This is a genomic window from Saliniradius amylolyticus (genome assembly GCF_003143555.1).
In the GTDB taxonomy this organism is placed as follows: Bacteria; Pseudomonadota; Gammaproteobacteria; order Enterobacterales; family Alteromonadaceae; genus Saliniradius; species Saliniradius amylolyticus.
Genome location: NZ_CP029347.1, coordinates 1,239,985 through 1,263,568 on the forward strand (window position 1 = coordinate 1,239,985; position 23,584 = coordinate 1,263,568).

At 51.0% G+C, this 23,584-nt stretch carries 16 protein-coding genes; 14 read left to right on the forward strand and 2 right to left on the reverse strand.

Features of this window, described 5'->3' with window-relative positions:
• Positions 1-90 precede the first annotated feature (90 nt).
• Together HMF8227_RS05835 and HMF8227_RS05840 are read left to right on the forward strand one after the other, a co-directional pair.
• Positions 91-1,158 carry a GNAT family N-acetyltransferase gene (locus HMF8227_RS05835; RefSeq protein ID WP_109339280.1) on the forward strand — a complete coding sequence of 356 codons (1,068 nt, stop codon included), beginning with the start codon at positions 91-93 and terminating at the stop codon, positions 1,156-1,158.
• Positions 1,158-2,519, forward strand: coding sequence for an O-antigen ligase family protein (locus HMF8227_RS05840; RefSeq protein WP_109339281.1), 1,362 nt, complete (start codon positions 1,158-1,160; stop codon positions 2,517-2,519). Before HMF8227_RS05835 ends, HMF8227_RS05840 begins: the two co-directional genes overlap by 1 nt.
• Here the strand turns inward: HMF8227_RS05840 and HMF8227_RS05845 are convergent.
• On the reverse strand, positions 2,503-3,960 hold the full coding sequence (locus tag HMF8227_RS05845) for an oligosaccharide flippase family protein (RefSeq protein ID WP_109339282.1): 1,458 nt from the start codon (positions 3,958-3,960) through the stop codon (positions 2,503-2,505). The two genes, HMF8227_RS05840 and HMF8227_RS05845, sit on opposite strands and share 17 nt — an antisense overlap.
• A gap of 187 nt (positions 3,961-4,147) precedes the next feature.
• Here HMF8227_RS05845 and HMF8227_RS05850 point away from each other — a divergent pair, with 187 nt between their 5' ends.
• Genes HMF8227_RS05850 through HMF8227_RS05890 form a run of 9 tightly spaced genes read left to right on the forward strand, consistent with a single transcriptional unit; the run spans position 4,148 to position 17,278 of the window.
• The gene (locus tag HMF8227_RS05850) at positions 4,148-5,494 is read left to right on the forward strand and encodes a phenylacetate--CoA ligase family protein (RefSeq protein WP_239421215.1); all 1,347 of its coding nucleotides are present in this window, start codon (positions 4,148-4,150) and stop codon (positions 5,492-5,494) included.
• A gap of 58 nt (positions 5,495-5,552) precedes the next feature.
• Positions 5,553-6,656 (forward strand): glycosyltransferase, encoded by a 1,104-nt coding sequence (locus tag HMF8227_RS05855; RefSeq protein ID WP_162558509.1) that lies wholly within the window; start codon positions 5,553-5,555, stop codon positions 6,654-6,656.
• Positions 6,640-7,275: a polysaccharide deacetylase family protein gene (locus tag HMF8227_RS05860; RefSeq protein WP_109339285.1), complete on the forward strand. Its 636-nt coding sequence runs from the start codon at positions 6,640-6,642 to the stop codon at positions 7,273-7,275. Before HMF8227_RS05855 ends, HMF8227_RS05860 begins: the two co-directional genes overlap by 17 nt.
• Positions 7,272-8,447: a glycosyltransferase family 4 protein gene (locus tag HMF8227_RS05865; RefSeq protein ID WP_109339286.1), complete on the forward strand. Its 1,176-nt coding sequence runs from the start codon at positions 7,272-7,274 to the stop codon at positions 8,445-8,447. Before HMF8227_RS05860 ends, HMF8227_RS05865 begins: the two co-directional genes overlap by 4 nt.
• A gap of 52 nt (positions 8,448-8,499) precedes the next feature.
• Entirely contained in the window at positions 8,500-9,687 is a 1,188-nt protein-coding gene (locus tag HMF8227_RS05870; RefSeq protein WP_109339287.1) for a glycosyltransferase family 2 protein, read from the forward strand.
• A complete protein-coding gene (locus tag HMF8227_RS05875) occupies positions 9,684-10,859 on the forward strand; it encodes a hypothetical protein (RefSeq protein ID WP_109339288.1) in 1,176 nt (391 codons plus the stop codon). The genes HMF8227_RS05870 and HMF8227_RS05875 overlap by 4 nt, the downstream gene beginning before the upstream one ends.
• Positions 10,856-11,836, forward strand: coding sequence for a polysaccharide deacetylase family protein (locus tag HMF8227_RS05880; protein WP_109339289.1), 981 nt, complete (start codon positions 10,856-10,858; stop codon positions 11,834-11,836). The genes HMF8227_RS05875 and HMF8227_RS05880 overlap by 4 nt, the downstream gene beginning before the upstream one ends.
• A gap of 50 nt (positions 11,837-11,886) precedes the next feature.
• Positions 11,887-16,143, forward strand: coding sequence for an FG-GAP-like repeat-containing protein (locus HMF8227_RS05885; RefSeq protein WP_109339290.1), 4,257 nt, complete (start codon positions 11,887-11,889; stop codon positions 16,141-16,143).
• 4 nt (positions 16,144-16,147) lie between these two features.
• Positions 16,148-17,278, forward strand: a complete 1,131-nt coding sequence (locus HMF8227_RS05890) for a hypothetical protein (RefSeq protein ID WP_162558511.1) — start codon at positions 16,148-16,150, stop codon at positions 17,276-17,278.
• Here HMF8227_RS05890 and xrt read toward each other — a convergent pair.
• The gene (xrt, locus tag HMF8227_RS05895; protein ID WP_162558512.1) at positions 17,228-18,667 is read right to left on the reverse strand and encodes an exosortase; all 1,440 of its coding nucleotides are present in this window, start codon (positions 18,665-18,667) and stop codon (positions 17,228-17,230) included. The two genes, HMF8227_RS05890 and xrt, sit on opposite strands and share 51 nt — an antisense overlap.
• A 93-nt stretch (positions 18,668-18,760) precedes the next feature.
• On the opposite strand from xrt, the gene prsT reads away from it, so the two are divergent.
• From prsT to HMF8227_RS05910, 3 genes are all read left to right on the forward strand, one after another.
• A complete protein-coding gene (gene prsT, locus HMF8227_RS05900; protein ID WP_109339293.1) occupies positions 18,761-21,484 on the forward strand; it encodes an XrtA/PEP-CTERM system TPR-repeat protein PrsT in 2,724 nt (907 codons plus the stop codon).
• A 204-nt stretch (positions 21,485-21,688) separates the two neighbouring features.
• On the forward strand, positions 21,689-22,603 hold the full coding sequence (locus tag HMF8227_RS05905) for a PEP-CTERM/exosortase system-associated acyltransferase (protein WP_109339294.1): 915 nt from the start codon (positions 21,689-21,691) through the stop codon (positions 22,601-22,603).
• Complete coding sequence (locus tag HMF8227_RS05910) at positions 22,596-23,453, forward strand: ThiF family adenylyltransferase (protein ID WP_109339295.1); 858 nt, start codon at positions 22,596-22,598, stop codon at positions 23,451-23,453. The genes HMF8227_RS05905 and HMF8227_RS05910 overlap by 8 nt, the downstream gene beginning before the upstream one ends.
• The last annotated feature ends 131 nt before the right edge of the window (positions 23,454-23,584 follow it).

A 23,584-nucleotide genomic window follows, 5' to 3' on the forward strand; every position in this document is an offset into this window, starting at 1 on the left:
GTATTCAGGCAGAAGACTGCTATATAAACTCGCAGTAAAGATAAAAATAGTTCAGGGGAGCACTTTGGCAACTGTTGGTACAGGGATCCTATGCATGACCTGTTAGAAACGGCCCATTATCGTTGTGCCCTGATCACCGAATGGCAGGAGCTGGAACAGCATGAACATGCCTGGCAGACCCTGGCTAAGGAGTACGGCAAAGACGGGTGGTTCTCATCGCCTCAATGGTTGCGGCCTTGGTACGAGTGCTTCTGGCAAAGCGACTGGAGCTTACTGGCCGTGCTGGTATGGAATCATCGGAGGGACCTGGTGGCATTGTTGCCACTGTACACCCAACCATCCTACTTAGGAGCCAGAGTGCTGAGGCCATTGGGGCAGGGGGAACCAGAAGAGGCGGAAATTGCCTCGGAGTATACCGACGCTTTGGTTCACCCAGCGCATGGTTCTGAGCTAATGATGATATTAGAACGCGCGGTGTGTGCCTTGCCTTTTGATTGGTGCTATTGGCGGGCGCTGTCCGAGAAGGCTGGCTGGCTAAGCGTTGTTGCCCGCCAGCCCAGAGTCCAGTTTCGACCTCTCGGCCTGCGTTATATGTCTTTAGCGGGCAGTCCTCCATCAATGTCTTTGGAACGGCAGTATCGACGGCGTTTGAGAAAGCTTCAAAATCAGGGGGCCCACTGTCGTTGGTTGGCAAGGAGCGAAATGACAGATTATTGGTCCAGCTTAAAACAGTTGCACCAAAAGCGCTGGCATCAGCGAGGCAAGACCGGTGCATTTATCTCTGGTGCGTTTAATGCTTTTCATCAACGCCAGATGCAAACATCAAAACGGCTAAAAATGAGTGTCTTGGAGTCGCCCGAATGTATTTACGGCATCCACTGTTACTATGAATATCAGGGGCGGCTGTTTTTTTATCAAAGCGGTTGGGACCCGGCGTTTTCGGCCATGTCACCGGGTTTGGTTTTGCATCTGTGGAGCCGTAAGAGTCACTCGGACTGGGATTATGACTTGATGCTGGGCTCGATGAACGACAGCTATAAGGCAAAACTGGCCGATAGTATGGGCCTTATCGGAGAAGTACTTTGGATTAGGCACCCTCTTCGCTATGCCTCGGCGCGAGTGCTATCCAGGGTATTGATGTTTTTGGGAAACAGCTAATGTTGGTACAGAGTTTGGGTAAACCTCAATCCATGGAGGCGGAGAAGTCCGACTCCACAATACCTTTTGTGTTTTTGTTAATTTACTTTGCACTGGTGCTGATTCGGCCCCATGAAATGGGGCAGACTCTCTACGAAACGCCCATTATTCGGTATTCATTGATACTGACCTTTATTGCCTATCTGTTATTAACGCGACCGAAGGTATTCCCCATCCAATTCTGGTTATGCCTGGCGGTGACTCCGGTGATGGTGGTCTCAGGTGCGCTCAATGGGTGGTTGGGGGGCGGGGTTCAAAGTGGAATTAATTTCCTCACTGGGGCCACCTTACCCTTCCTCGTGGTATGTAGCATCGCTACAACGCCGGCTCGGCAAAAGACGTTGATGCTGCTGGCTATTCTGGCGGCTATCCTGATGGTACATAATGGCATATCGCAGCGCGCTGACCCGATGGGGATAGGCTGGAGTGGGGCAATGATGACCTTGCATGGGCGTATAACTTATCTGGGGTTTTTAAATGACCCTAATGATCTGGCCATGTTTTTGGTAATGACGCTGCCTTTTGTGATGTTCTTTATCTATCGAGGCAACTGGCTGACTAAGATATTGATGTTGGGCGTGGCGGTCTTTCTCGCTTATGGCGTCTACCTGACGAACTCGAGAGGGGCCATTGTATCGCTGTTATTTCTGATGGCCGTGGGCTTTTATTTTCGTTACGGCAAGGTAAAGGCGTTCTTTTTCGGGCTGTTGTTATTGCCGTTGGTGGTGGTGGTATTGACTAAGTTTCGCTCCATTGATGCAAGCGAGAGTTCTGCTTACGGGCGTGTCGATGCCTGGTATGAAGGCATGCAGATGTTCTTTTCCAACCCGCTGTTCGGTGTGGGACAGAATAACTTTCTTGATCATCACGGCCTGACGGCCCACAACTCTTATGTACTGGTATTGGCCGAATTAGGAATGGTGGGTTATCTGTTATGGATGCTATTCGCCCTGTTGACGCTGTATATGGTCTACCCTAGGCGTCAACTAAATACTCTATCCCTTCCTGAAAAGAAGGCTGATGTTGGCTTTGAAGCAAACGGTCAGGATACTGATTATGAACGGGTTAGAGAGCAACAGTTATTAATGACAACGTATTTCTACTCTTTTTTGGGCTTTTTGAGCACCGCATTTTTCTTAAGTCGTTCCTATACATTGATTGGTTACCTGTTCGCGGGACTGGCAGTGGCCAGCTTTTATCGCACGGCCAGGATGAATGGAAGCCTCAATGTCGAAGGGTTAGGCAGAGTAATTTGGTTGGGGCTGGCGCTGTCAGCAGGGGCCATTGCCAGCATGGTGGTAATTATTAAATTGTTGATTTAGGTTTATCCTGACTCAGCAACCGTTTGCTTTCTAGTAATCTGTCTTTGCAAAACAACCATAAGACCCCCAGGTAGGTGACAGCGCCCAGCATGACCAGACATGTGAGGTTGATGATGGTTACTTTGACTAACCATATCTTGGCGATGTGCACCAACAGTAGCATCAGTCCACCGGCCAATACGAAGGGCAATACACTGCGCATCAATCCCATGGCTGAAAACTGCAGGTAGTGGGTGTAGCGGCGCAGTAACATGAAGTAGACGACAGGAAAGCCCAAAAGCCAGGCTCCGGCCAGCCCCGGAGCTCCATAGTGGCTACCGATGACAATGGCCACACTCATGACGGCGATGCTGAGCAGCGTGTTATTAAGCAATACGCCACCTTTGCCAAGGGCCTTTATGGCGGGGTGAAACAATTCTTCGCTGAATCGCAGAGGCATGATCAATAGTACCAGCGTGGTGGGTAATATGGCGTCCTCCCAGCGAGCTCCCAAAACCAGTGGAATAATATAGTCGGTTACACTGGCCAGCCCCCAAAATATCGGCAAGACCGCCAGAGCTGAGAGTTGTTGGGCCCGCAACATATAGTTTCCGATCAGCTTAGGCGAGTGCTGTATCTGCGAAAACGCTGGGAAGGCAACTTGGCGAATTAATGGCAGTATTTTCTTTTGTGGCATCAGCGCAAACTGGAGAGCAACGGCAAACAGACCGATTTGGGCATTACTGAGTAATAACCCACCAACGGCCACATCCAGGTGTAAAAACAGATAGAGCACAACGGACAGCAGGCTCATGGTGCCGCCAAATCGTCCCAGTTCTTTTATTTGTGAAAAGTCCAGCGAAGGCCAGAAACGAATGGGGTGGATGAGGGTGAGTGCGATTACCCTAAGTCCAATGGCGACGATCTCTCCATAAACTAACGCCCAAAAACCAAAGCCGTTTAAAGCGAAGGTGAGAGTGGCGATGGCGGCCACAATATTGGCTCCGGCATTGATGAGTGATAGTGACTTAAACGCCATTTGACGGCTGAGCATGGCTGAGGGAATGGCTTCCAGTGCCAGCAGCAGGAAACACCATGCATTGACCCTGAGAATGTCATCGACTACCTCACTGTCGTAAATATAGGCGAACCAGTCGGCGGTCAGCATCTGCAAGGCAAACAAACTGAGGTAAAACAACAGTATGGCCCCAAAGTAGCCTGACAGCTGTTGTTGACTGAGTTGTTTTGACTGAATCAGGGGGCTCAGGGCAAAGGCGCCCGCCACCGTGGTCAGAAAGCTGAACAAGATGTCGGAGATGGCTACCACCCCGTAGTCTTCCGGGGTGAGAATACGGATCACCCAGAAGGTGATAAGCCATCGAATAAGCTGGGTGCCTATCCGGCCGATAGCAACCCACTTTAACGAATTCAATACCTGCGCTTTAAACGACAAATTGGGCATTGTGCTGTCTCAGTGTGCGTGATCCGGGATGGATTACAAACCGGCAGTGTAGCCAGTGATGATTGAATTTACGACATTTTTTCCATCAAAACATTGACATTAAACGGATATGACCAATGATAAATGTAATTGTAAAACACGAATAAGTTGCAGTTCGTTCTGACTGTCTGGCAAAAGGAGAAGTGGGGTGGCTTGGTACCCTTGGATGCTTAACAAGGTCTTATTGCCGGTTTATCAGAAGTTAAGGTCCAAGCCTTTGCTGGACTACCTGGATGAGTATAAAAATCACCTGAACTGGACTGAAGATCAACTCAGAGAGCATCAGTGGCAACAGTTGCTGCGGCTGTTGACTCATTGTTTTGAGCATTCGCCTTTTTATCGTCAGCATTGGCAGCGCGCTGGTCTTGACTCAGTACAAGATATCCGTAGCCGGGATGACTTTACACGTTTGCCTCCGGTAAACAAATCCGTGTTAACCGAGCATCGTGACCGGGTACTGGCTCAGACAGGCAGTGGTGGTATTCGTAAATCTACCGGTGGATCCACCGGTCAGCCTTTTCATTTCGAGCTAAACCCCGACAGTAATACACGCCGAGAGGCGGTTATGTGGCGGGCTTATGGTTGGTTAGGGGCAGGTCTGGGACATAAAACGTTGTACCTGTGGGGAACCGATGTTGGGCCTCAGCCTTGGTCGAAGCGTTTGAGAAACCGGCTATATCATGGGTTCTATAACCGCACCATGCTAAATGCTTTTGCCATGCGCAGCGATAACCTCGACAGTTACGTTAACGAAGTAAACCGAGTGCGACCTGAGGCTATTGTTGGTTACGTAAACCCATTGTTTGAGTTAGCTCGTTATATCGTCGAAAAAGGGCTGACAGTGTATCAGCCTAATGCCATATTGACTGGCGCCGAGCCCTTGTTTGAGTCGCAGCGACAGATCATCGAGCAGGCCTTTGGCGCCCCAACATACAACACCTACGGCTGTCGTGAAGTGATGTTGATTGCCGCCGAGTGTCAAGCGCATAAGAGGCTGCACATTAATAGTGACCAGTTGATGGTGGAAGCCCTGGATGAGCAAGGGCAGAGTCTGGAGCAGGGCAGTGGTGATCTAGCCCTAACGGACCTTTTCAATTACCGGATGCCTTTGGTGCGTTATCTGAACGGTGACCGGGTCTCACTCGCCCGAGAGGGCTGTGGTTGCGGTAACCCGCTACCAGTGATGGACAGCGCAGAGGGTCGCAAGCTGGACATGCTAAGGACCCCATCCGGCGCTCACATTCCCGGTGAGTTGTTCCCCCACTTGTTTAAAGAGTTCCCGGAAATCAAGCGGTTTCAGGTGAGGCAAAGCCAACTGGATAGCTTGGATGTTTTGCTGGAGTGCCCGTTGCCACTCGGTGATGAGGCGGTTGAGCGACTGCAGAGGGAAGTGGACAAATACAGCCAAGGTGAATTACGGGTAAATGTTCGGCGAGTGCCGAGCATCCCCTTAAACGCTTCAGGCAAACACAGGGTGACGATTTGTGAGCTGTAAACCCAAACTATTAATTATTACCAACCTTTATCCGTTGCCATGGCAGCCGAGTCGGGCCATGTTTAATCAGCAGCAGTTTAAGCAGCTGGAGCAGGATTACGAACTGTACTTTTTGATTCCTGTGGCGTTTGCGGACTGGCTGGCTCATGCGTTTATGGTGGGGAAGTCGTCTCACTATCGTTTGGTACCTTATTTTTACACGCCTAAGATTGGCCGGCGCTGGTATGGTCGTTTCATGTATTGGTCGCTTTGGCTATGGGGGCGGCGTTGGCTACAGCGTATCAGACCGCAGAAAGTCCTGGCGACCTGGGCCTATCCCGATGTGGTTGCGGCCGCGCCTATCGCTCGCCGTTTGAATGCGGAGTTTTACTTCAAGGTGCATGGCAGTGATATCAATATCCACGCGCAGGACAAACATCGCGCGCGTCAAATACTGGCAGCGGCGGATGAGGCCCAAGGGATAGTGGCGGTCTCCGAGGCTCTGAAGACCAAGATGGTCAGTATGGGGATTCAAGAAGATAAAATCCACGTCATCTACAATGGTGTGGACCACAGTTTATTTAGCGAGCCTAAAGAACCTCCCATCAAACGAAATTACTTTTTGTATGTGGGTAATTTAAAGGCAGCAAAAGGGGTTATGGAATTACTCGAAGGTTTTGCCCGGTTGAGTGTGGACCCTGAGGAGCCGATGAAACTGGTCTATTTGGGCGGTGGCCCCATGTTAGGGCGCCTTAAAGAACGGGCCAGGAAGCTGGGTGTTGCCGGTCGGGTGGAGTTTGCCGGGGTAGTGCCTCACAAAGCCTTGGGGCCATGGATGCAACATGCCAAGGCAGTGGTTTTGCCCAGCTATCATGAAGGGGTGCCCAACGTGGTTTTAGAGGCAATGGCCGCCGGGGTGCCAGTGGTGGCAACAGAGGTAGGCGGCATTCCCGAAGTGTTGGACAGGGAGCTGTGCGGTCTGTTAATCCCGCCCCAAGACGCGGCCGCGGTAGCAAAAGCATTGCAGGGCGTATTGAAGCACTCATGGTCGAGCGAAGCCATAAAGGCATACAGTCAGCGTTTCAGCTGGCAGGAAAACCGTAAGGGCCTGTTGGAGCTATTAAATACAAGCTCCGGGGACAACTCAGAAACTCAGGGCCAGGGCGATGACATATCTGCTTAATTGGCCCTGGTTGCAGCGCTGCTTAGCGCCTTGGTTGCTAAAACGTCAATCGCCCAGGCGCAAACAGCTATTTTTGACCTTCGATGATGGTCCCACTCCAGAAGTGACCCCGTCGCTACTGGCCTTACTGACTGAAACTGGTGCCAGGGCGACTTTTTTTATGCTGGGTCAGCAGGTTGAGCGGTATCCCTCGCTGACAGCACAAATTCATGCTCAGGGCCATACATTGGCTAATCATTCCTTTGACCATGCGCCGTTTCATCGCATTAGCCATCAGCAAAAAATACAACAGGTGGCGCGTACCAATGCTGTCATCGAAGCCATCACTCATCGTTCGTGTCGGTGGTTTCGCGCACCTCAGGGACGCTGGGATCTGAGGCTGCTGCTGTACCTTGCCAGAAAAGGCATGACGGCAGTGCACTGGAGTCGCGACTCGATGGATTTTAGGAAGTGGCCCCCCGAACGGTTGGTACAGGAATTTGACAGCCATCCCCCGGTTAATGGCGATATTATTCTTTTTCACGATGACGATGATCGTTGTGTCGAAGCCCTTAAAACACTCATTCCTCGCTGGCAGGCACAAGGCTTTGAACTGTGCGCTCTGGAGTCGCGTTCGTGAGGGTGTTATTTCATCATCGTACCCGGGGCCAGGGGGCGGAAGGTGTGCATATTTTAGGGGTGACCAACGGGCTCAGGCAGCTTGGTCACCAGGTGTCACTGTTATCTTTACCAGGAGCGGATCCTGAGCAAAGCGCCAGCAAGACAAGCCCGGAAAAGGCCAGGCGACACCCTTTAAAAGGCTTATTGGAGTGGACACGCCACGCCCCTGAATGGCTGTTTGAGCTGTTTGAACTGTCTTATAACCTTGTTGCCTGGTATCGGTTGCGTCGTGCAGTAAAGCGCCAATCGATCCAGTGCATTTATGAACGCTACTCTTTGTTTATGGTGGCGGGGGTGGTTTGTGCTCGTCAGAAGAAGTTGCCCATCATTCTTGAGGTCAATGACTCCTGCCTGGTTGAGCGGGTAAGACCATTGTTTTTTAAAGGGCTGGCAAGAAGGATTGAACGCTGGATCTTTCAGCATGCCAGCGGCCTGGTGTTTATCTCCGGCCGTTTTCAATCGGTGGCGAAACAAGCATACAAAGATCTGCCACCTAGTGTGGTGTCACCCAATGGGGCCGACCTGGCGCGTTTTCATCCTGACGAAAGGCGCCGTCAAAAGTTACGCCAACAGTTAGGGGTTCAGGATAAAGTCGTACTAGGGTATGTAGGGGCCTTTGTCCACTGGCATGGTATCGATTGGTTTGTCGATATGATGGTGGAGCGACTGCATGAGGTCCCGGACTTGGTGTTGTTGCTGGTGGGAGATGGGTATTGTTTCGAAGCCATTGAACAACGTGTACAAGAAGCTGGCGCCGGGCAGCAGGTGATTATGACGGGCCGTTTACCGCACGAACAGGTGGTGGATTACCTCGCAGCGATGGATTTGGGCATATTGCCCGACTCCAATGACTATGGCTCACCCATGAAGTTGTTCGAATTTATGGCAATGGGCAAGGCGATGGTGGCACCGGATTATTCCCCCATCGAGGAAGTGGTGGAAGATGGTGAGACCGGTTGGCTTTTCCCAGCGGGCGATCGTCAGGCTTGTATTGAGAAAGTGCTGGTGCTGGCAGGGGATCGTCATCACCAACAAAAGGTGGGGGAAAACGCCCGAGATTATATTAAGCGTGAACGCCAGTGGCACCATAACGCCCAGCAGCTGATGGGATTACTGGATAATACACACTAAGACATTGCGAGTGGCTCTCCACTCTAGCAAGGGTCGGTGGCAGGGGGATTGAATGCATACGTTTTGGGAGTGGTTGCTTTGGGGGAGCCTGGGCGTCGTCCTCTACACTTACTTGTTATATCCCATAGTGTTGGTGCTCAGTAGCAGCATCCTGCAAACTGGGAGAGACACCCGTTTTCTCTGGCAACGTTGCAATCGACGCCCAGGTAAACCAGACGCGTGGCCGCCAGTAACGGTGATTATTGCCGCCTACAATGAACAAAGCTGTATTGTGGAGCGGATCCACAACCTGATGGCATTAGATTACCCGAGTGACCGGCTCACCATCCGAGTCGGGTCCGATGGCAGTACGGATGAGACCAATGCATTGTTGAGCAATCTCGATATTCCTAACCTCAGGTTACATCTGTTTGAACGTAACCGCGGAAAAAGTAGTGTATTAAATGACCTGGTGGCGGAATCTGAGGATGACATTCTGGTGATGACCGATGCCAATACCCAATTCGAAGCCGATGCGCTTAAAACCCTTGTGCGACACTTCAATGATGCGGGCGTAGGAGCAGTGTGCGGGGAGTTACATTTATGGGATGCCGAGTCGGGTGATAATCAGGATGGACTTTACTGGCGATATGAGCAGATATTGAAGTTTCACGAATCACGCATGGGCGCTCTCCTTGGCGCTAACGGGGCCATTTACGCTATTCGTCGGTCGTTATACATCGACTTGCCAGTAAACACCATTATCGATGACTTTCGACTCGTTATGCAGGTAGCGAAAGCCGGCTATCGGCTTGTTTACGATCCCGAGGCCAGGGCTCAGGAAAAGGTGGCGCCCAGCGTTGTCGACGAGGCCCAACGCCGTGTACGCATTGGCATGGGCAATTATCAGGCTTTATTTACCATGCCTTGGGCCTTGAGTCCCCGATATGGCTGGCGTTGGTTTTCCTACCTGAGTCATAAGGTGTGCCGCTGGTTTGTGCCACACTGCCTGGTGGTGGCTGCCCTAGCCAACACTTTCCTGATCGCCAGCCCTGGCTATCTTCTGCTATGGCTATTGCAGCTTGGTGTCTATGGTTTGGTATGGCAAGGCTGGAACCGACAGAAACAAGGAAAAAGGCTGGGTGGCTTACAGCGTTTATTGCTTTTTTTCGTATTGATGAATCTGGCCCTGCTTAAAGGCTTTTTGCGCTACATGAGCGGTGATGTTCAGGGCCATTGGAAGAGGACGGCGAGAGAATGATCTGGGCTGTAGTCATTGTTCTGCTGCTGGCAGCAGGCTTTTGGACAGTGCTGCGTAAAAAGCATATGCAAAACTGGTTCTGGGCGTATCTGAGACAGCGTTGGATGCCAGGGCGTTCCAAATGCCAATCAGGGCCGGTTCATATAATGTTTAGTTTTGTGGATCACTTTGAGCCCCAGTGGGGCCGGGATATCAGCCTTGAGCAGGAGCGTCAGCGAGTGGACTTGTGGATGCGTCGTTATCCTGAACTGGTCAAGGGACATCAGGATGCCGATGGTCGGCCACCACAGCACACGTTTTTCTATCCCGAGGAAGAGTACCGCTTCGAGCATTTAGATAAGCTTGCCTGGTTATGCCAACAGGGGTTCGGTGAAATCGAGGTTCATCTGCACCACGACGACGATACGGCCGAGAACCTAAGGCAGACCCTGACCGACTTTGCCTCTCGTCTGCATGAGGCCCATGGTGCCCTAAGCCCGGATCCTGAAAGTGGCCAACTCATGTATGGCTTTATACATGGTAACTGGACGTTGGATAACTCGGCTCCCGATGGCAGCCTGTGTGGGGTGAATAACGAACTCATCGTGTTACGGGAAACAGGCTGTTATGCCGACTTTACCTTTCCATCGGCACCTCACTGCACTCAGCCCAGCACCATCAATAGTATTTATTACGCCAAAGACGATCCCACTGCGCCTAAGTCCCATGACAAGGGCCGGGCGGTGACGTGCGGGGGAAAGGCATGGGGGGATTTGCTGTTGGTTAATGGCCCGCTAATGCTGAACTGGAAAGTCCGTAAAAAAGGCGTGTTTCCACAGATAGAAAATGCCGATATCCGAGCAGGGATGGAGCCCACACCCGAACGGGTGGATCTGTGGGTCAAAGCGAATGTGCATGTAACAGGTCAGCCTAATTGGCGTTTTATCAAGATCCATACCCATGGCACACAGGAGAAAGACGCCGAGGTGCTCTTGGGTAAGCCGGCAGAGCAGATGTTTAGCTATCTGGAGTCGACTTATAACGACGGTCAGAATTATTGTCTGCACTACGTCAACTCCCGGGAAATGTACAATATCATTAAGGCAGCGGAAGCCGGCAAGTCGGGAAACCCGAATGATTACCGCGACTTTATCCTGCCCGCGCCGAGTTACAAGACGAGTCTGAAGCCATGAGCGTGTCATGGACCACCAGGCTGAACCGGCTCTGGCCTTGGACAGTTAATCAACTGAAACCAGGGGTATACTGCTTTAATTTTCATCGCATTGGTGACTGGCGTCAGACCGACTTTGACCCTTGTGTATTTTCCTGCTCTAAAACCAGCCTTGAACGGTATCTTCGTTACTTTAAACAAGAATTTGAGGTGATTGATTTGGTGCAGTTGATTGCAATGGCCGACAGCCATCAGCCGGTGGATAGGCCCCTTGCATTTGTCAGCTTTGATGATGGTTACATGGACAATTACGAGCTGGCCTTTCCGGTGCTAAGGGAATTGAATATACCGGCAACGTTTTTTATCGCGACAGGTTTGGTGGATTCTGATGAACTGGCCTGGTGGGATGAAATTGCCTGGATGGTGCGGCGGTTTAACGACCACAAGTTAATGCTTCCCGCATGGAGCGAGCCTGTGACGCTGAAGGGCGATTGTCGTCAGGATATCCGAGCGGTACTGGCGCGAATAAAATCCAGTCCGCAGTCTGTCTCTGAGCAGTTGCAGCAATTACGGGAGGCCACGGGGCTGAATATCGACGCGGGTAGCTATGCCAGTCAGTTTATGAACTGGTCACAACTTCAGGAAATGGTCGATGGCGGCATGACTATCGGCGCGCACTCCCATACTCATCGAATCTTTACGGAATTGGATGAGCAGCAACTGAGTTTTGAATTGCAGCACAGCAAGGCATTGTTGCAACAGCACCTTGGTATACAGGTTGAGGCCTTGTCTTATCCGGTGGGCGGTGGTCGCAGTTTTAACCAGACCATGTTTTCCATGATTCGGAGCTTTGGCTACCGGGTGGCGTTCTCTTTTAACGCTGGAGTTAACACTCAACTTGATTCACAGCGCTTCCAGCTTTGTCGTATTCCGGTAGACAGAGAGTTCGACCATCGCGCTATGCAAAAGCGTTGCCGAAAGCTGAGTTCCAATTGCTGAATAGCCCGCCACTGCTAAACTTTTAGCAGAATTTCCTTTCCGGAAAGCTCATGTGGTCTAACCATTTTTGTTGCCTGCGGCTGATAGTGGTCAATTCTTTTTTGCTTGTGCTTTTGTCACTAGGTGCCAGTGCTGGTGGCTCTGGTGCGCTCATCTGGCAGCAGGATTTTGATCAGGGAACGGAGGGCCTGAGTGCCTTGCCGGAGAACTGGCAGAATCTGGACTCGCATCTTCAAATTGAGCGTTTATCAGGCTGGGACGAGAGCATCTATAAGGTTTTAGGAGAGCAGAGTTATCCCGCCAAAAGTTCCATAACTATTAGTATTGAATTCAGTGCACAGCAGTGGTTTGAACGGGGACAATTTGGTTTCGGTATACAAAGTCAGCACAGTGATGATTATTACTATGTGTATGCGGATAACGGATATTTTTACGCGGGCACGAACAACCAATATGGCTATCTGTCTCGTTTCGAATTGGGACCGGCTGAGCTGAATACTGGCTACCTTTGGCGCGTGCATTTGTCTGAACAAGGCGGCGAAATTCAGGTGTCTAAGCTTACCCAGCCAGAGCAAACGTTGTACTGGCACGAGTTGGAGACACGAGACTGGCAGCAGGTTCGTCCCTTGCTGTTCACTCGGGATCGGGGGCTTGAGGCCCAAGCGGATAACCTGTTGGTAAGCGCTACAGCGCCTTTGTCACCGGGTAGTCTTTCGGGAGACGTGATTCTGACGATCCATAATCACGGCAGCGGACAGGTCCTTGTAAATCGGGGGACCTGGCGTTGCGCTCAGAGCTGTGATTTTACTGTTCCCCAGTCAGAGCCTGTGACGCTGAAGCCGGTTGCCGAACCAGGGTGGCAGTTTGCTGGTTGGGATGGTGCTTGTCGCGGGCAAGGAGACGAATGTCAGCTAGCCATGAGCAGCGCTAAACACACCCGGGCGCTTTGGGCTCCGGCAGCTGACAGGCTGCACACTTATGTGAAGTTGCAGGTCGATTCAGCTGTCACTGCCGGAGATAAGGAGCTGGTTGTGTTTGGTTTGCCGCTGGCCAGTGGTGTGATCCAGTCAACTGAACAAATTCAAATTTTTCAGGGAGATCAACCTATAGAGAGTCACGTCGAGGCCGGAATGATGTGGCACTGGCGAGATGGGTCGGTTCGCTCAGCGACCGTCCAGCTGCCGGAGCTGGATCTGACTCAGGGAGATGTTTGGCTCACGGTTACTGATGGTGGTCAAGGCCAGACAATACCCGAACCATTGCCTTATCATCAGTCTTTAAGCCACGCGGGGACCGACAAAGAGCACTTGCCTTTCCCGCGTATTCTAGTAACGCACGACCCTTATTACTTAAGTCAAAGCGGTATCGTCCCTCCTTTTCGGCCAGTAACCGACGAGAGTCCTGCTATGGCCGAGTATTTAGAGACTCAGTTCGAACACTGGGCCGGATCGCTTAATTTCACCAGCTCCAGTAATGCGAACTGGCTGTTTGACCGAGCTTCCGCATTGTTTAAGGCTTACATGGTGACCGGAGACGCGCGATATCTTAAAGAAGCCTATCTGAGCAAGCAGTTTTACTTTAACTATGTTCGCAGTGACGATGTGCCCCCGCGTCCAGAGGGAGGAAGGGGCTGCTGGACATACAAGTCCACCGCCTGCGCGGATGGAAAGTACATTGCCCCTCAGCAAGCGAAGCTGGCTTGGGCCTTAACCGGAGACAGCACCCAGTGGGATGAGTCGCTGCTGGTGGATATGGCACTTCAGGCGGATAAAGGCTGGAATCAGCATCCTAGTCGAGACCCGTACGACAGTGAAAGTGAAGGCTTCACTGAGCGGGGAGCGGGCTTGGTAGGGCTGGCTGAATTGAATGTCTTTGAAATGACCGCGAATGAGGGGGTATTAGCACATTTAAATGAGCGCATTGAGTCGCTAAAAGACATGCAGCAAGCCCCCAAGCAGTGGGATAAAGATAATGATTGGCTGCCTATGCCGGGGTATTTTCGGCATTCTTACCGTGTCCATGAGGGTATGCCTTATCCGGGAGACGGAATGAGCGATGACCGAGCTGGCTCGCCCTGGATGAGTGAAAATATTGCCGATTTCCTTTGGCAGGCGTATTGGCTGCTTGACCACTCGGATGTACCAGAAATGCTGAGACGCCTGGCGAACGCGGTGGAACAATACGGGTTCACCTCAAGCTTTGATGCTGAATCTGAGAGTTTTATTACTAAGCCCGGCTTTACCGAAGCACGCACCCGCTCATGTAATACAAGAGCTAAGAGCACGGCTATGCTGTATTTTATGAGTGACCTGGCATCAGTGGAACAACAAAGCTCTGAAAGTTGGCACCGCTGGTATACGGACACCCACAATATTGAAACGCTGCTGACGCTGTCCGCCGGCGTTTATTTTGAGTCGTCTGTCTCTGCCCGTCAGCGATTGCTGGCCCGTTTGGAGGCGCTTTATGAGGGTTGGGTGAACCCTCAGTGCGCAAAGCTTAGTATGGTGCCAAGGTTATGGAACTGGCAACATCGATCCAATAGTGTGCAAACCTATGCCTGGGTCCTCGATGAGCTGAATAAAGCCGTTGAACTTAGCGTATCTGACGGAGGACGGATCGCTGGTGACCGTGAGTGTGCTGACCGCTGTCGCTTAAGGGTTGATCCAGAGGATGTGATAAACCTTACCGCTAAGCCGGACACTGGCTTTGAGTTTGTGGCCTGGAGCGGTTTGTGTCGGGGGCAAAGCGACTGCCAGTTAACACGCTCCCGATTAGAAGCGCGTAATAATGCTGTAGAGGCTCACTTTCGCAAGCGCTACCCGGATAAAAATCAGCCCATTTTTTTTCAGCACCGACCTGAGGCGCTAGAGGGGCAATGTCGGCCGGACAATAGCTTTGGCGTTCACCTGGCCGACTTTAACGGGGACGGTCACCCGGATAAACTGGCATTGGATCATCAGCACCTGCGTAAGTACGGCAAGGAGATTGGGCGTCATTGTCTTTGGTTAAATAATGGCGCCGGACGGTTTGAGTTGGATACTGTTGCCAGTGAGCATCTATCCGGGGCGGATGATATCGCCTGCACCTGGAGTGCGCAGATCAGCGACTTTAACGGCGACGACAAGGCGGACTTCTGGTGCCGGGGGACTGAGGCCGGTTCGGATTTTTTTGAAAATCATTCGGCTAAAGGCGCTGAGACCCTTGTTTTTGAACATCAGAAGGCCTGGCGAGCCGAGGCGGATACGCCCTACGCGCAAGGCTATAAAGATCGATTTAGTTTTGCGGACTTTAATGGTGATGGAGTGCTTGATCGTATCAATCGACAAGGGCGTATTCGATCACTGGACGACGGGCGGTTATTGTTCGATACCCAAGTAAAAGAACCTGTCTGGGCCGACTTCAATCAGGACGGTTGGCCGGATCTATGGAGCCTGGCTGATAAGAAACTGCTGCTCAATGATCAGGGCCAAGGCTTTACCATCGGCCAGTATCAGCCGGCATTTGATATTTGTGACTACAGTGGTGGCATCTTCCATCTCGATTATGACAAAGATGGTGCCTTGGATCTGTTTTGTGTGACCGCCAGCGATGAGCCGCAATCGGATTTTCATGTCCTGCTTAATCAACCCGATGGTTATCACGCTCGGGCTCTCAGCGCTGAGGATCTTTACCCGGACACTTACGCCAGTGTAGCTCTTACGAAGGGCACACTGGTGTTTGAAGATATGGATAATAACGGCTACGCAGACTTAGTGACTATCGGGCCCGGCCAGAAGCTTCGCTTATTGATGCAAGACTCTCAGGGAGACTTCAACATGCGCTCAGGGGCGGCGGTTTTGTCAACCCCGGAAGTGCCTCTCGTATGGTATCTGGCGGCCGATGATATCGATCAGGATGGGCTACTGGATCTTGCGATCAGCGCTAAAAATGCTGAGCGTTCCAGCGCCTGGGTGTATACAAATGAATCCTCTGTTAAGAATCACTCTCTGCGTCTGAGCCTCAATGGCAAAGCGATGGGTAAAGGTCAGAATATAGACGGGATCGGCAGTCGGGTGCTGGTGTATAAAGCGGGAACTGATCAGTTGTTAGCGCATCGTCTGATAGCTCCGGACTATCGCCATACTGGACCTGCACGTGGCCTTCACATTGGCCTGGGGAAAAACGAACGAGTGGATATTCAAGTCGTCTGGCCGAATGCTTGGCCAGCCAGTCAGCGTTTCGAAAATATACAGGTTGACCAGCATTATCAGATTGTATTTTACCCTGAGGGCTCGGATAGCATAAAAGCCCGGGCGATGGAGCGGTAAGTGAATGAGAATATCAGCAGTAGAAGTGGTTGAGCGAAACGGCAAGGAACGTCTGACAGGCCTTTGTGGTGACTTTGAACTCTGGTTCGAGTTTCCCAAGGGCTATGGCTTGCGTCCCAGAGCGGATGCTTTTGTGGTGGCCGCGATGCTACCGGCAATGCAGTTGGGTCAGGATATACGGCTTCCTGACGATCTTCCGGTTTGTCCGATATTACTGGAAAACCTTAAGCAGGTTCAGGACATTTTTTTGAGTTGGTCTGAGTCTCTGAATTTATCCCTAAAACCAATTGCCGTTACGGGCGGGGATTACCAATCGGCGCCACCGGCGAAAAAGCGAGTGGCGTTTTTTTCCGGCGGGGTGGATGGCACCCACACCTACCTGAAACAGCGAGCGCATTTAGATGAGACGCTCTTTGCCAAGGGAATAGATATTCAACTGGATAATGACCCCTTGTATCAGCAGGCTCTTGAACGCAATACTGCCTATCTGGCGCGTGACGAAATGCCGATGCGCGCTATTGCCACCAATGTGCGTTACTTAGGCTATCACCACAATATCGGCTGGAATCGCTGGAATGGGGCAGGTTTGGCCAGTATTGCCCTGGCAGGAGGGGTGGCGCGCTGTTATATCGCCTCGGGCAGCAGTTATGCCGAGATGAAAATAGAAGGTACGTCTTTTGTAACCGACCCGCTCTGGAGTAGTCGACAGACAAAGATTATTCATGACGGAGCTGAACATACCCGGCTGCAAAAGTTGGCTTTGATCGCCAGGGATCCTGATGCCGTCAAACTATTAAGGGTTTGTTGGCATGACAAAACATACAACTGTGGTGAATGCGAAAAGTGTCTGCGAACCATGGCTGCGCTCGATGTACTGGGCATACACAGTGACGCTTTCCCGCCTATGACCACACAAGCCATAAACCGTATTCGGCGTCTTAGACTCTATGAACAGTCGCAGGTCGCCAACTGGCAGGAGCTTTATGACAAGCTAAAGAGAGCAAAGCAGGATGAACTCAGCGTCGCCATTGGTCGAGCACTAAAAAATTACTACTGGCGTTTATGGTTAAGGCAACTGGATTTCTTAGTGTTGCGTGGCCATTTTCGCCGTTTGAAGTTGCGACTGGCCAAGTAAAGGGGAGCCCTCCTCGGTCAGGCTGTCAAACAATGACTGGCATTCTGACAGAGTAGGGCAGGGAAAATAATACCAGTCCAAATGGCTGCTGCGCGACAGTGTTATCGCCTGTTTCAATCGTTCCAGCTTCAGCTGGCTTTCACGGGCAAATTGTTTTTGTCCGGCTCCATAACTGTAACCGATTATTGCGTGCTCACGGGCAGAACGGCTTACCAATGTCCACTGATAGTGGCCCTTAAGCTGGCGTTGGCGGACATGCCAGTCAGGGGGAACGGGTTGATTAAGGTAATAAGACGCCTTATTCCCCGGTCGCAGACCCGAAAAGGCGTACCGCAAGTGAAGGCTCCCGGGATAGCGGTTGCCTTGTTTGGTAGACAGGTGATCCGGATCGGGGATGATGGGGCTAACGGCGATGCGGTTGGGCAAAGCGGGAGCCTGCTCCGATGACGAAGGGAGCAGCAAACTCACGCTTTGGGTAGACAGTATTAAGGTAGCGCCCATTAAACAAATTGCCTGGAGCGGATGCCATTGACTGTTAACCGTTGAGCGCACAGACGTCACAGGCGTATGCTGTTTGTCTTTCCGGGCCAGATAGCGACCAAATAGTAGCAGGCCCGCCAGAAACGGAATATACAAATACCAACCGAACAGGTTGTGGTCGTCCATTAAAGGGCTTTTCATGTCAGAGACGTAGCCAATCACAATAAGGCCAACGATACGCAGCCAGTTGGTCACTAACGCGCCGAGGATGGCCACAGTCATAAAAAGCGTCACTGAGCGCCAACGGCTGAGGTTCAGATAGCTGTACAGCAGCCCAATCAGGCAGGAGACGATGAAGTATCTCAGTCCGCTGCAGCCTCCGGCAATTTCAAAGGTGCCTGGCGGGATGCTGACGTGGGTATTCTCTACAAAGGTAGGAACGCCGGTCAGAGCCATAATACCCGATACGGCGTAAATCGAGAGCTGTTGTAACGGAACAGTTAGAATGCCCCATATCGGCACCACAAAAAACACCATCAAGATAGGCATTAGTGAGGCTATGGTCGTCTTGTACAACCCGTTAACCAGAAGCATTAGGGCGATGGCAAACAGCAGTCGATACAACGGCGCTATCTGTGCGATATAGGTCAGTGTCATTAACGCCATCACTATTGCAGCGCAAAACAGCCAGCCCCAGCTCGGACGAAGTTGTATGTTTCCTTGTCGCAAGCCATGCCAGAGCAAATAAAGGCTGACCAATGGCATTAAGTAAGCATGAGAGTATGTGCCGTCGTCAAAGCTGTGAGTGGCTATATCAAGGACGATAGGCCGATTAACCAGCATAAATGCCATGACAACGACCAGGTAGACGCCAGCGTTAAAGAAATAATATCGAGTTGGAGTGGTCAATGTTTGCGTCCTTTTCAAAAGCGCACTCAAAATTTAAACCCTAGTCTATATTAGTCATTACACCAGTTATGGCATGTTAAGGAGCCTGACGCCATGCGCCCAGCGATTTGGTCTATTTGTTTACTGTTTTTAATTGCTTGCAGCCCTCAAAGTAAAGAGCAGCAGCTGCAAGACATTCATGCCACGATAAAGGCCGGAGAGGAAAGAGCCGCGATCATCGAACTGAAAAACCTGATTAAAGCCTTTCCCGGCTATGCGCCAGCGAGGCTAACTTTGGGGCGGTTGTATCTGAAACAAGGAGACTATGAGACAGCAGACAAAGAGTTGAGTCGAGCTTATGAACTGTCGCCCCGGCAATCCGGACTCGTGGGGGACCTGACTCAAATTTACGTGTTACAGGAGCGCTATCTGGATGCCATTGAACTGGGCCAGAAGCAGGAAGCAGTTGATTCGCCAAAGAGTCAGGCTTACCAAATTGTAGCCCACCTTGAACTACAGCAATTCGATGCCGCCAAGAGTGTGTTGCAGACTTTACCTGAAGATAATTCTTATGCAGGCTTTGCCAAAGCCTACTGGCAGGCGGCTCAAGGTGATTTAGCCAAAGCGTCGGAGACCATCGAGCCAGTATTGGCGCAATCTCCGGATTATGCCGACGCTGTATTGCTCTCGGCTCGCATCGATCTGGAAATGACACAGCTTCAGAGTGCTATTGGAAAGCTTAAACATTATCGGCAACTTCGTCCTGAGCAGGGGCGAACCTACTTGCTTCTGGCTAATGCGTACTTTTATAACGATGAATTACAGCAGGTAAAAGAAACGCTGGAACCAGTACTTAAAGCCAATGAACGGCAACCATTTGCCAATGCGCTACTGGGCATGACCTACTTTCGTGAACAGGATTACGAACAGGCGCGTAACTATGCGCGTATCGCTAGCAGTAATGGGTTTTCCTCGCCTATGTTGGGGTATGTGTTGGGCGCCAGCTTTTATCAGCTTGAGGATTTCAGTCAGGCTTATCATCACCTGGCACCAGCGGCTGAAAACTTGCCGCAGTCGCATCCGGCTCACCCGTTGCTTGCCATGGTAAGGATGAAGCTTGGGTATGTGGAAGAGGCGGTTCAACAGATCACTACGCATCAGGGATACTCGCCCGACTTTTTGCTATCCATGGGAACGGCTCTCGCTGACAGTGGCGAGATCGGTACGGTGGCCAGGATTATTGAGCAGGTTGAGCAGAGCGATAATCTTAATGCTGAGACTCAGTTAAGACTTGGGCTGCTTAAGCTGAGGGTCGATGACACGGCTGGATTTGGTCACCTCGAGCAAGTCATTCTTGAAAAGGGAGAATACCCGGAAGCCGAGCTGGCTTATGCCATGGCTAAGGTTAAGTACGGTGAATACGGCCCTGCCACAAAAATGGCAAAAGCATGGCAGCAGCAATATCCGGAGCGGGTGGAAGGCTATAATTTAGAGGCTTACATTCATATAAAACAGCAACAGTTCGAACAGGCCAGAGCCGCGCTGGAGAAGGCGCTCTCCAACGAGCCTGGGGCGCCCTCTACGGCGTTGTATGTGGCGCAGCTTGCTCAACTAACCGAGAATTATGAATGGGGGGAGCAACACCTTAATAGTGCCTTGGCCAGACATCCTCAAAACCCCTTGTTATTAAAACAGATCTATTTACTCTCGAGCTTTTCGGGCCGCACGGAACAGGCACTGAACACGCTCGAGCAAACCCTGTCGCAATATCCCAAAAATAAGCCAATAAGAGCCTTAGTAGGTTACGCCCAGTTTCATCATAAGCACTTCGATAAAGCGGCCCAAACGTTAGCGGTGGAAACATTTGAGCCAGAAGCCTATACCGAAAAGCAATACTGGCTGACACTTTATGAAACGCAGCTGCGTTCAGGAAAGCCAGAGGCGGCATCGGATACAGCAAAGCAATGGTTGGAAATGACTGACAGTGAGCCTGCGGCCTACGCACTGGCGATTTACGATGCGCGCCAACAAGGACAAAATCAAAGGGTGCAACGATTGTTAGAACAGGCGGTCAGTTTGTGGCCACAAAACCTTCGGTTCAGGGTGTTTCAGGCGCGCTGGCTGATGGCGCAAGGGCAGCTGAATAAGCTCAAACCTGTCCTGGATTCTTTGCAGTCCTCCCACCCTGAACAAATGCTGGTCAAGGAGTTAGTGGCACGGTATCACATGCTGATGAAAAATTACCGACAGGCAGAGTTGGTACTCATGGAACTGTATCAACAGCAGCCGCAGCCCGAGATTGTATTGAACCTGGCCAAGGCCAAGAATCATCGCGACAAAGAGGAAGCGAAAGCATTCTGGCAGTCACACCTAAAGGCACATCCTGACGACTATCAAAGCGCTATGCTATATGCTGAGTGGCTGCTGCAACAGCAAGACTATCCCGCCGCTGCCGAGCAATATCAGTCTTTGCTGGAGACAAAGCCTGACAATGCCATGCTGTTGAATAATCTGGCATGGCTCCGAGCCCAAGAGGGGCAACTGAAGCAGGCTAAATCATTGATTGATAGGGCCGTTAGTTTAAGTCCTGACGATGCTCAGATATTAGATACGCAAGGCACCATTTTGTTACAGGAACAACAGCCTGGGGCCGCGGTCAGTGTTTTGCGCCGGGCCTATGAGTTGACCGGCAAACAAAACCCGGCCATTGGTGTGAATTTACTGGAGGCGTTAGTCAGTCACCAGCAATGGAGTGAGGCCAAAGTTCTTGTCGATGAGTTGCCACCGCTACAGGGCGAGCTGCGCCAGCGGGTGAGTTATCTGAAACAGCAACTATAGACTGCGGGTTGTTGCTGAGTGTAAAGCTCATATGGTTATTACCGTAATATCTTTTATGTTTTTTAAAGATAAGAGCAAGGGTGACAGTCCGGTTATGTCATCTATGATTGAACAATATTTAGTCAAAAAGTAATCGTGTCACACGAAGGGCTGAGGCAGTTGGTACAGCCTATATTTCTGTCAGCTATAGAGGTGGCTGAGACCATGAAACTACTCCGACGCCTATCCCGCAAGCCCATTATCGGACCGGTAGCGCACAACTTGATCACCCTGTTGGCCAACCGGGAAGTAAAACGGGTTTCCAGACATTTTTCACAGTATCTTAAGCCACAGTTGGCAATTTCGGATGAGTTAAAAGATGAGTCCTATCGCATACGGCATAACGTGTATTGTGATGAACTGCACTTTGAGCCCCAGCGCCAATCGGGCATGGAAACGGATGAGTTTGAGCCTCAGTCGGTCCACTGTTTGATTGAGCACTGGCCGAAACATCGGTTTGCCGGAACCGTTCGGGTGGTGCGCAGCCACAGCAGTCAGGAACTGTTACCGCTTGAGAAGTTTTGCTCAGATACACTCGAACAGGCAACCCTGAAGCCCAGTCAGTTTCACCGTGATGAGGTCTGTGAGATCTCCCGCTTGGCCGTTCCAGCCAGCTATCGGCGTCGTACTATGGATCAATACAAGGGGGCGGAGACTGGGGTAATAAATGAGGATACCTATTCGGAAACCGAATTGCGTTGCTTTCCCTTTATTGCTGTTGGCCTTTACCTGGCGGCGGCATCGGTAATGGTAAATCTGGGTATTCGACATTGCTTTGTCATGATGGAGCCAAGGCTTGCCAGGAGCATGAACTTTGTCGGAATACGGTTTCAGCAAGTGGGACCAGTCACTGAGTATCATGGTAAGCGAGCGCCTTATTATATTGAGCCTGAGCAGGGACTGGATGAACTGAATACCGGGTTCCAACTCCTTTACGATCGTATCGATCAGGATTTGGCTGCTCAGGTTAAGCTGCTGCAATCGTTACAAGACGACAAGAAAAAATATGCCCGGCCTCCTGAGATACTGAATGCCCGATATCCGAGTGTGACCAGTTTGTATCCGCTACGTCATGTTTGATTACCAGGCTGCCTTTTCGCGCAATATTGGTTGGGTTACTGATGCTGAGCAGGATGTGCTGCGCGGCAAGCGGATCGCTATCGCGGGCATGGGGGGAGTGGGCAGTGAACATCTGGTGACCTTGGTCCGCTTAGGTGTCGAAAACTTTAACATCTCTGATTTCGACGAGTTTGAGATCCATAATATCAATCGCCAGGCCGGCGCTTTGTTAAGTCGGCTTGGAGGTAAAAAATGTCAGGTGATGGCCGATATTGCCAGAGATACTAACCCTCAACTGGCTCTAAATGAATTCCCCGAAGGGATTTCGGAAGGGAATGTAGATGCCTTTCTGAACAACGTGGACCTTTATGTCGATAGTCTGGACTTCTTCGCCCTGGAGGCCCGAAAACTGATTTTTCGTCGTTGTGAGGAATTGAAAATCCCCGTGATCACGGCAGCGCCTTTGGGTATGGGCGTAGCTTTCCTTTGCTTTATGCCGGGTAAAATGACTTACGAGGACTACTTTCGCTTTGATGACGTTAAGTCCGAGGAAGAACAACTGATTCAGTTTTTGATCGGTTTATCCCCGGCCATGATGCAAAGACATTATCTGGTGGATGCGTCCAAAGCGGACTTCAAGGCCCGTAAAGGACCTTCTTTAGTGATGGGGGTAAAGCTATGTGCAGGAGTGGCTGCAACCTATGCATTGAAAATTCTGCTGGAGCGCGGCCCAGTCATTCATGCACCTTATGGTTTGCATTTTGATGCTTACCGTAACCGCACGAAAATAACCTGGCGACCTTGGGGCAACCGTAACCCCTTGCAGCGAATTGCCTTTCATGTGGCTAAACGTGTGGTGTTGTCTGATTAGTCAGATTTGAAGTCGTTTGTCAGCTTTCTTTACAACTTTAATTTTTCATTTAAAGATTCTAAATAAAACCCAATAAAATCAATCGTTAATATATTGGCACAAGCTATGCTTAAGTACTCCGTAACCAAATA

What these genes read in the sequence shown, in the direction of transcription:
- HMF8227_RS05875 (WP_109339288.1), top strand. Translation starts at nt 9,684, where the DNA reads ATGATCTGGGCTGTAGTCATTGTTCTGCTGCTGGCAGCAGGCTTTTGG.
- HMF8227_RS05905 (WP_109339294.1), top strand. Translation starts at nt 21,689, where the DNA reads ATGAAACTACTCCGACGCCTATCCCGCAAGCCCATTATCGGACCGGTA.
- HMF8227_RS05870 (WP_109339287.1), top strand. Translation starts at nt 8,500, where the DNA reads ATGCATACGTTTTGGGAGTGGTTGCTTTGGGGGAGCCTGGGCGTCGTC.
- HMF8227_RS05890 (WP_162558511.1), top strand. Translation starts at nt 16,148, where the DNA reads ATGAGAATATCAGCAGTAGAAGTGGTTGAGCGAAACGGCAAGGAACGT.
- HMF8227_RS05885 (WP_109339290.1), top strand. Translation starts at nt 11,887, where the DNA reads ATGTGGTCTAACCATTTTTGTTGCCTGCGGCTGATAGTGGTCAATTCT.
- HMF8227_RS05855 (WP_162558509.1), top strand. Translation starts at nt 5,553, where the DNA reads ATGTTTAATCAGCAGCAGTTTAAGCAGCTGGAGCAGGATTACGAACTG.
- HMF8227_RS05910 (WP_109339295.1), top strand. Translation starts at nt 22,596, where the DNA reads ATGTTTGATTACCAGGCTGCCTTTTCGCGCAATATTGGTTGGGTTACT.
- HMF8227_RS05835 (WP_109339280.1), top strand. Translation starts at nt 91, where the DNA reads ATGCATGACCTGTTAGAAACGGCCCATTATCGTTGTGCCCTGATCACC.
- prsT (WP_109339293.1), top strand. Translation starts at nt 18,761, where the DNA reads ATGCGCCCAGCGATTTGGTCTATTTGTTTACTGTTTTTAATTGCTTGC.
- HMF8227_RS05840 (WP_109339281.1), top strand. Translation starts at nt 1,158, where the DNA reads ATGTTGGTACAGAGTTTGGGTAAACCTCAATCCATGGAGGCGGAGAAG.
- HMF8227_RS05845 (WP_109339282.1), bottom strand. Translation starts at nt 3,960, where the DNA reads ATGCCCAATTTGTCGTTTAAAGCGCAGGTATTGAATTCGTTAAAGTGG.
- HMF8227_RS05860 (WP_109339285.1), top strand. Translation starts at nt 6,640, where the DNA reads ATGACATATCTGCTTAATTGGCCCTGGTTGCAGCGCTGCTTAGCGCCT.
- HMF8227_RS05880 (WP_109339289.1), top strand. Translation starts at nt 10,856, where the DNA reads ATGAGCGTGTCATGGACCACCAGGCTGAACCGGCTCTGGCCTTGGACA.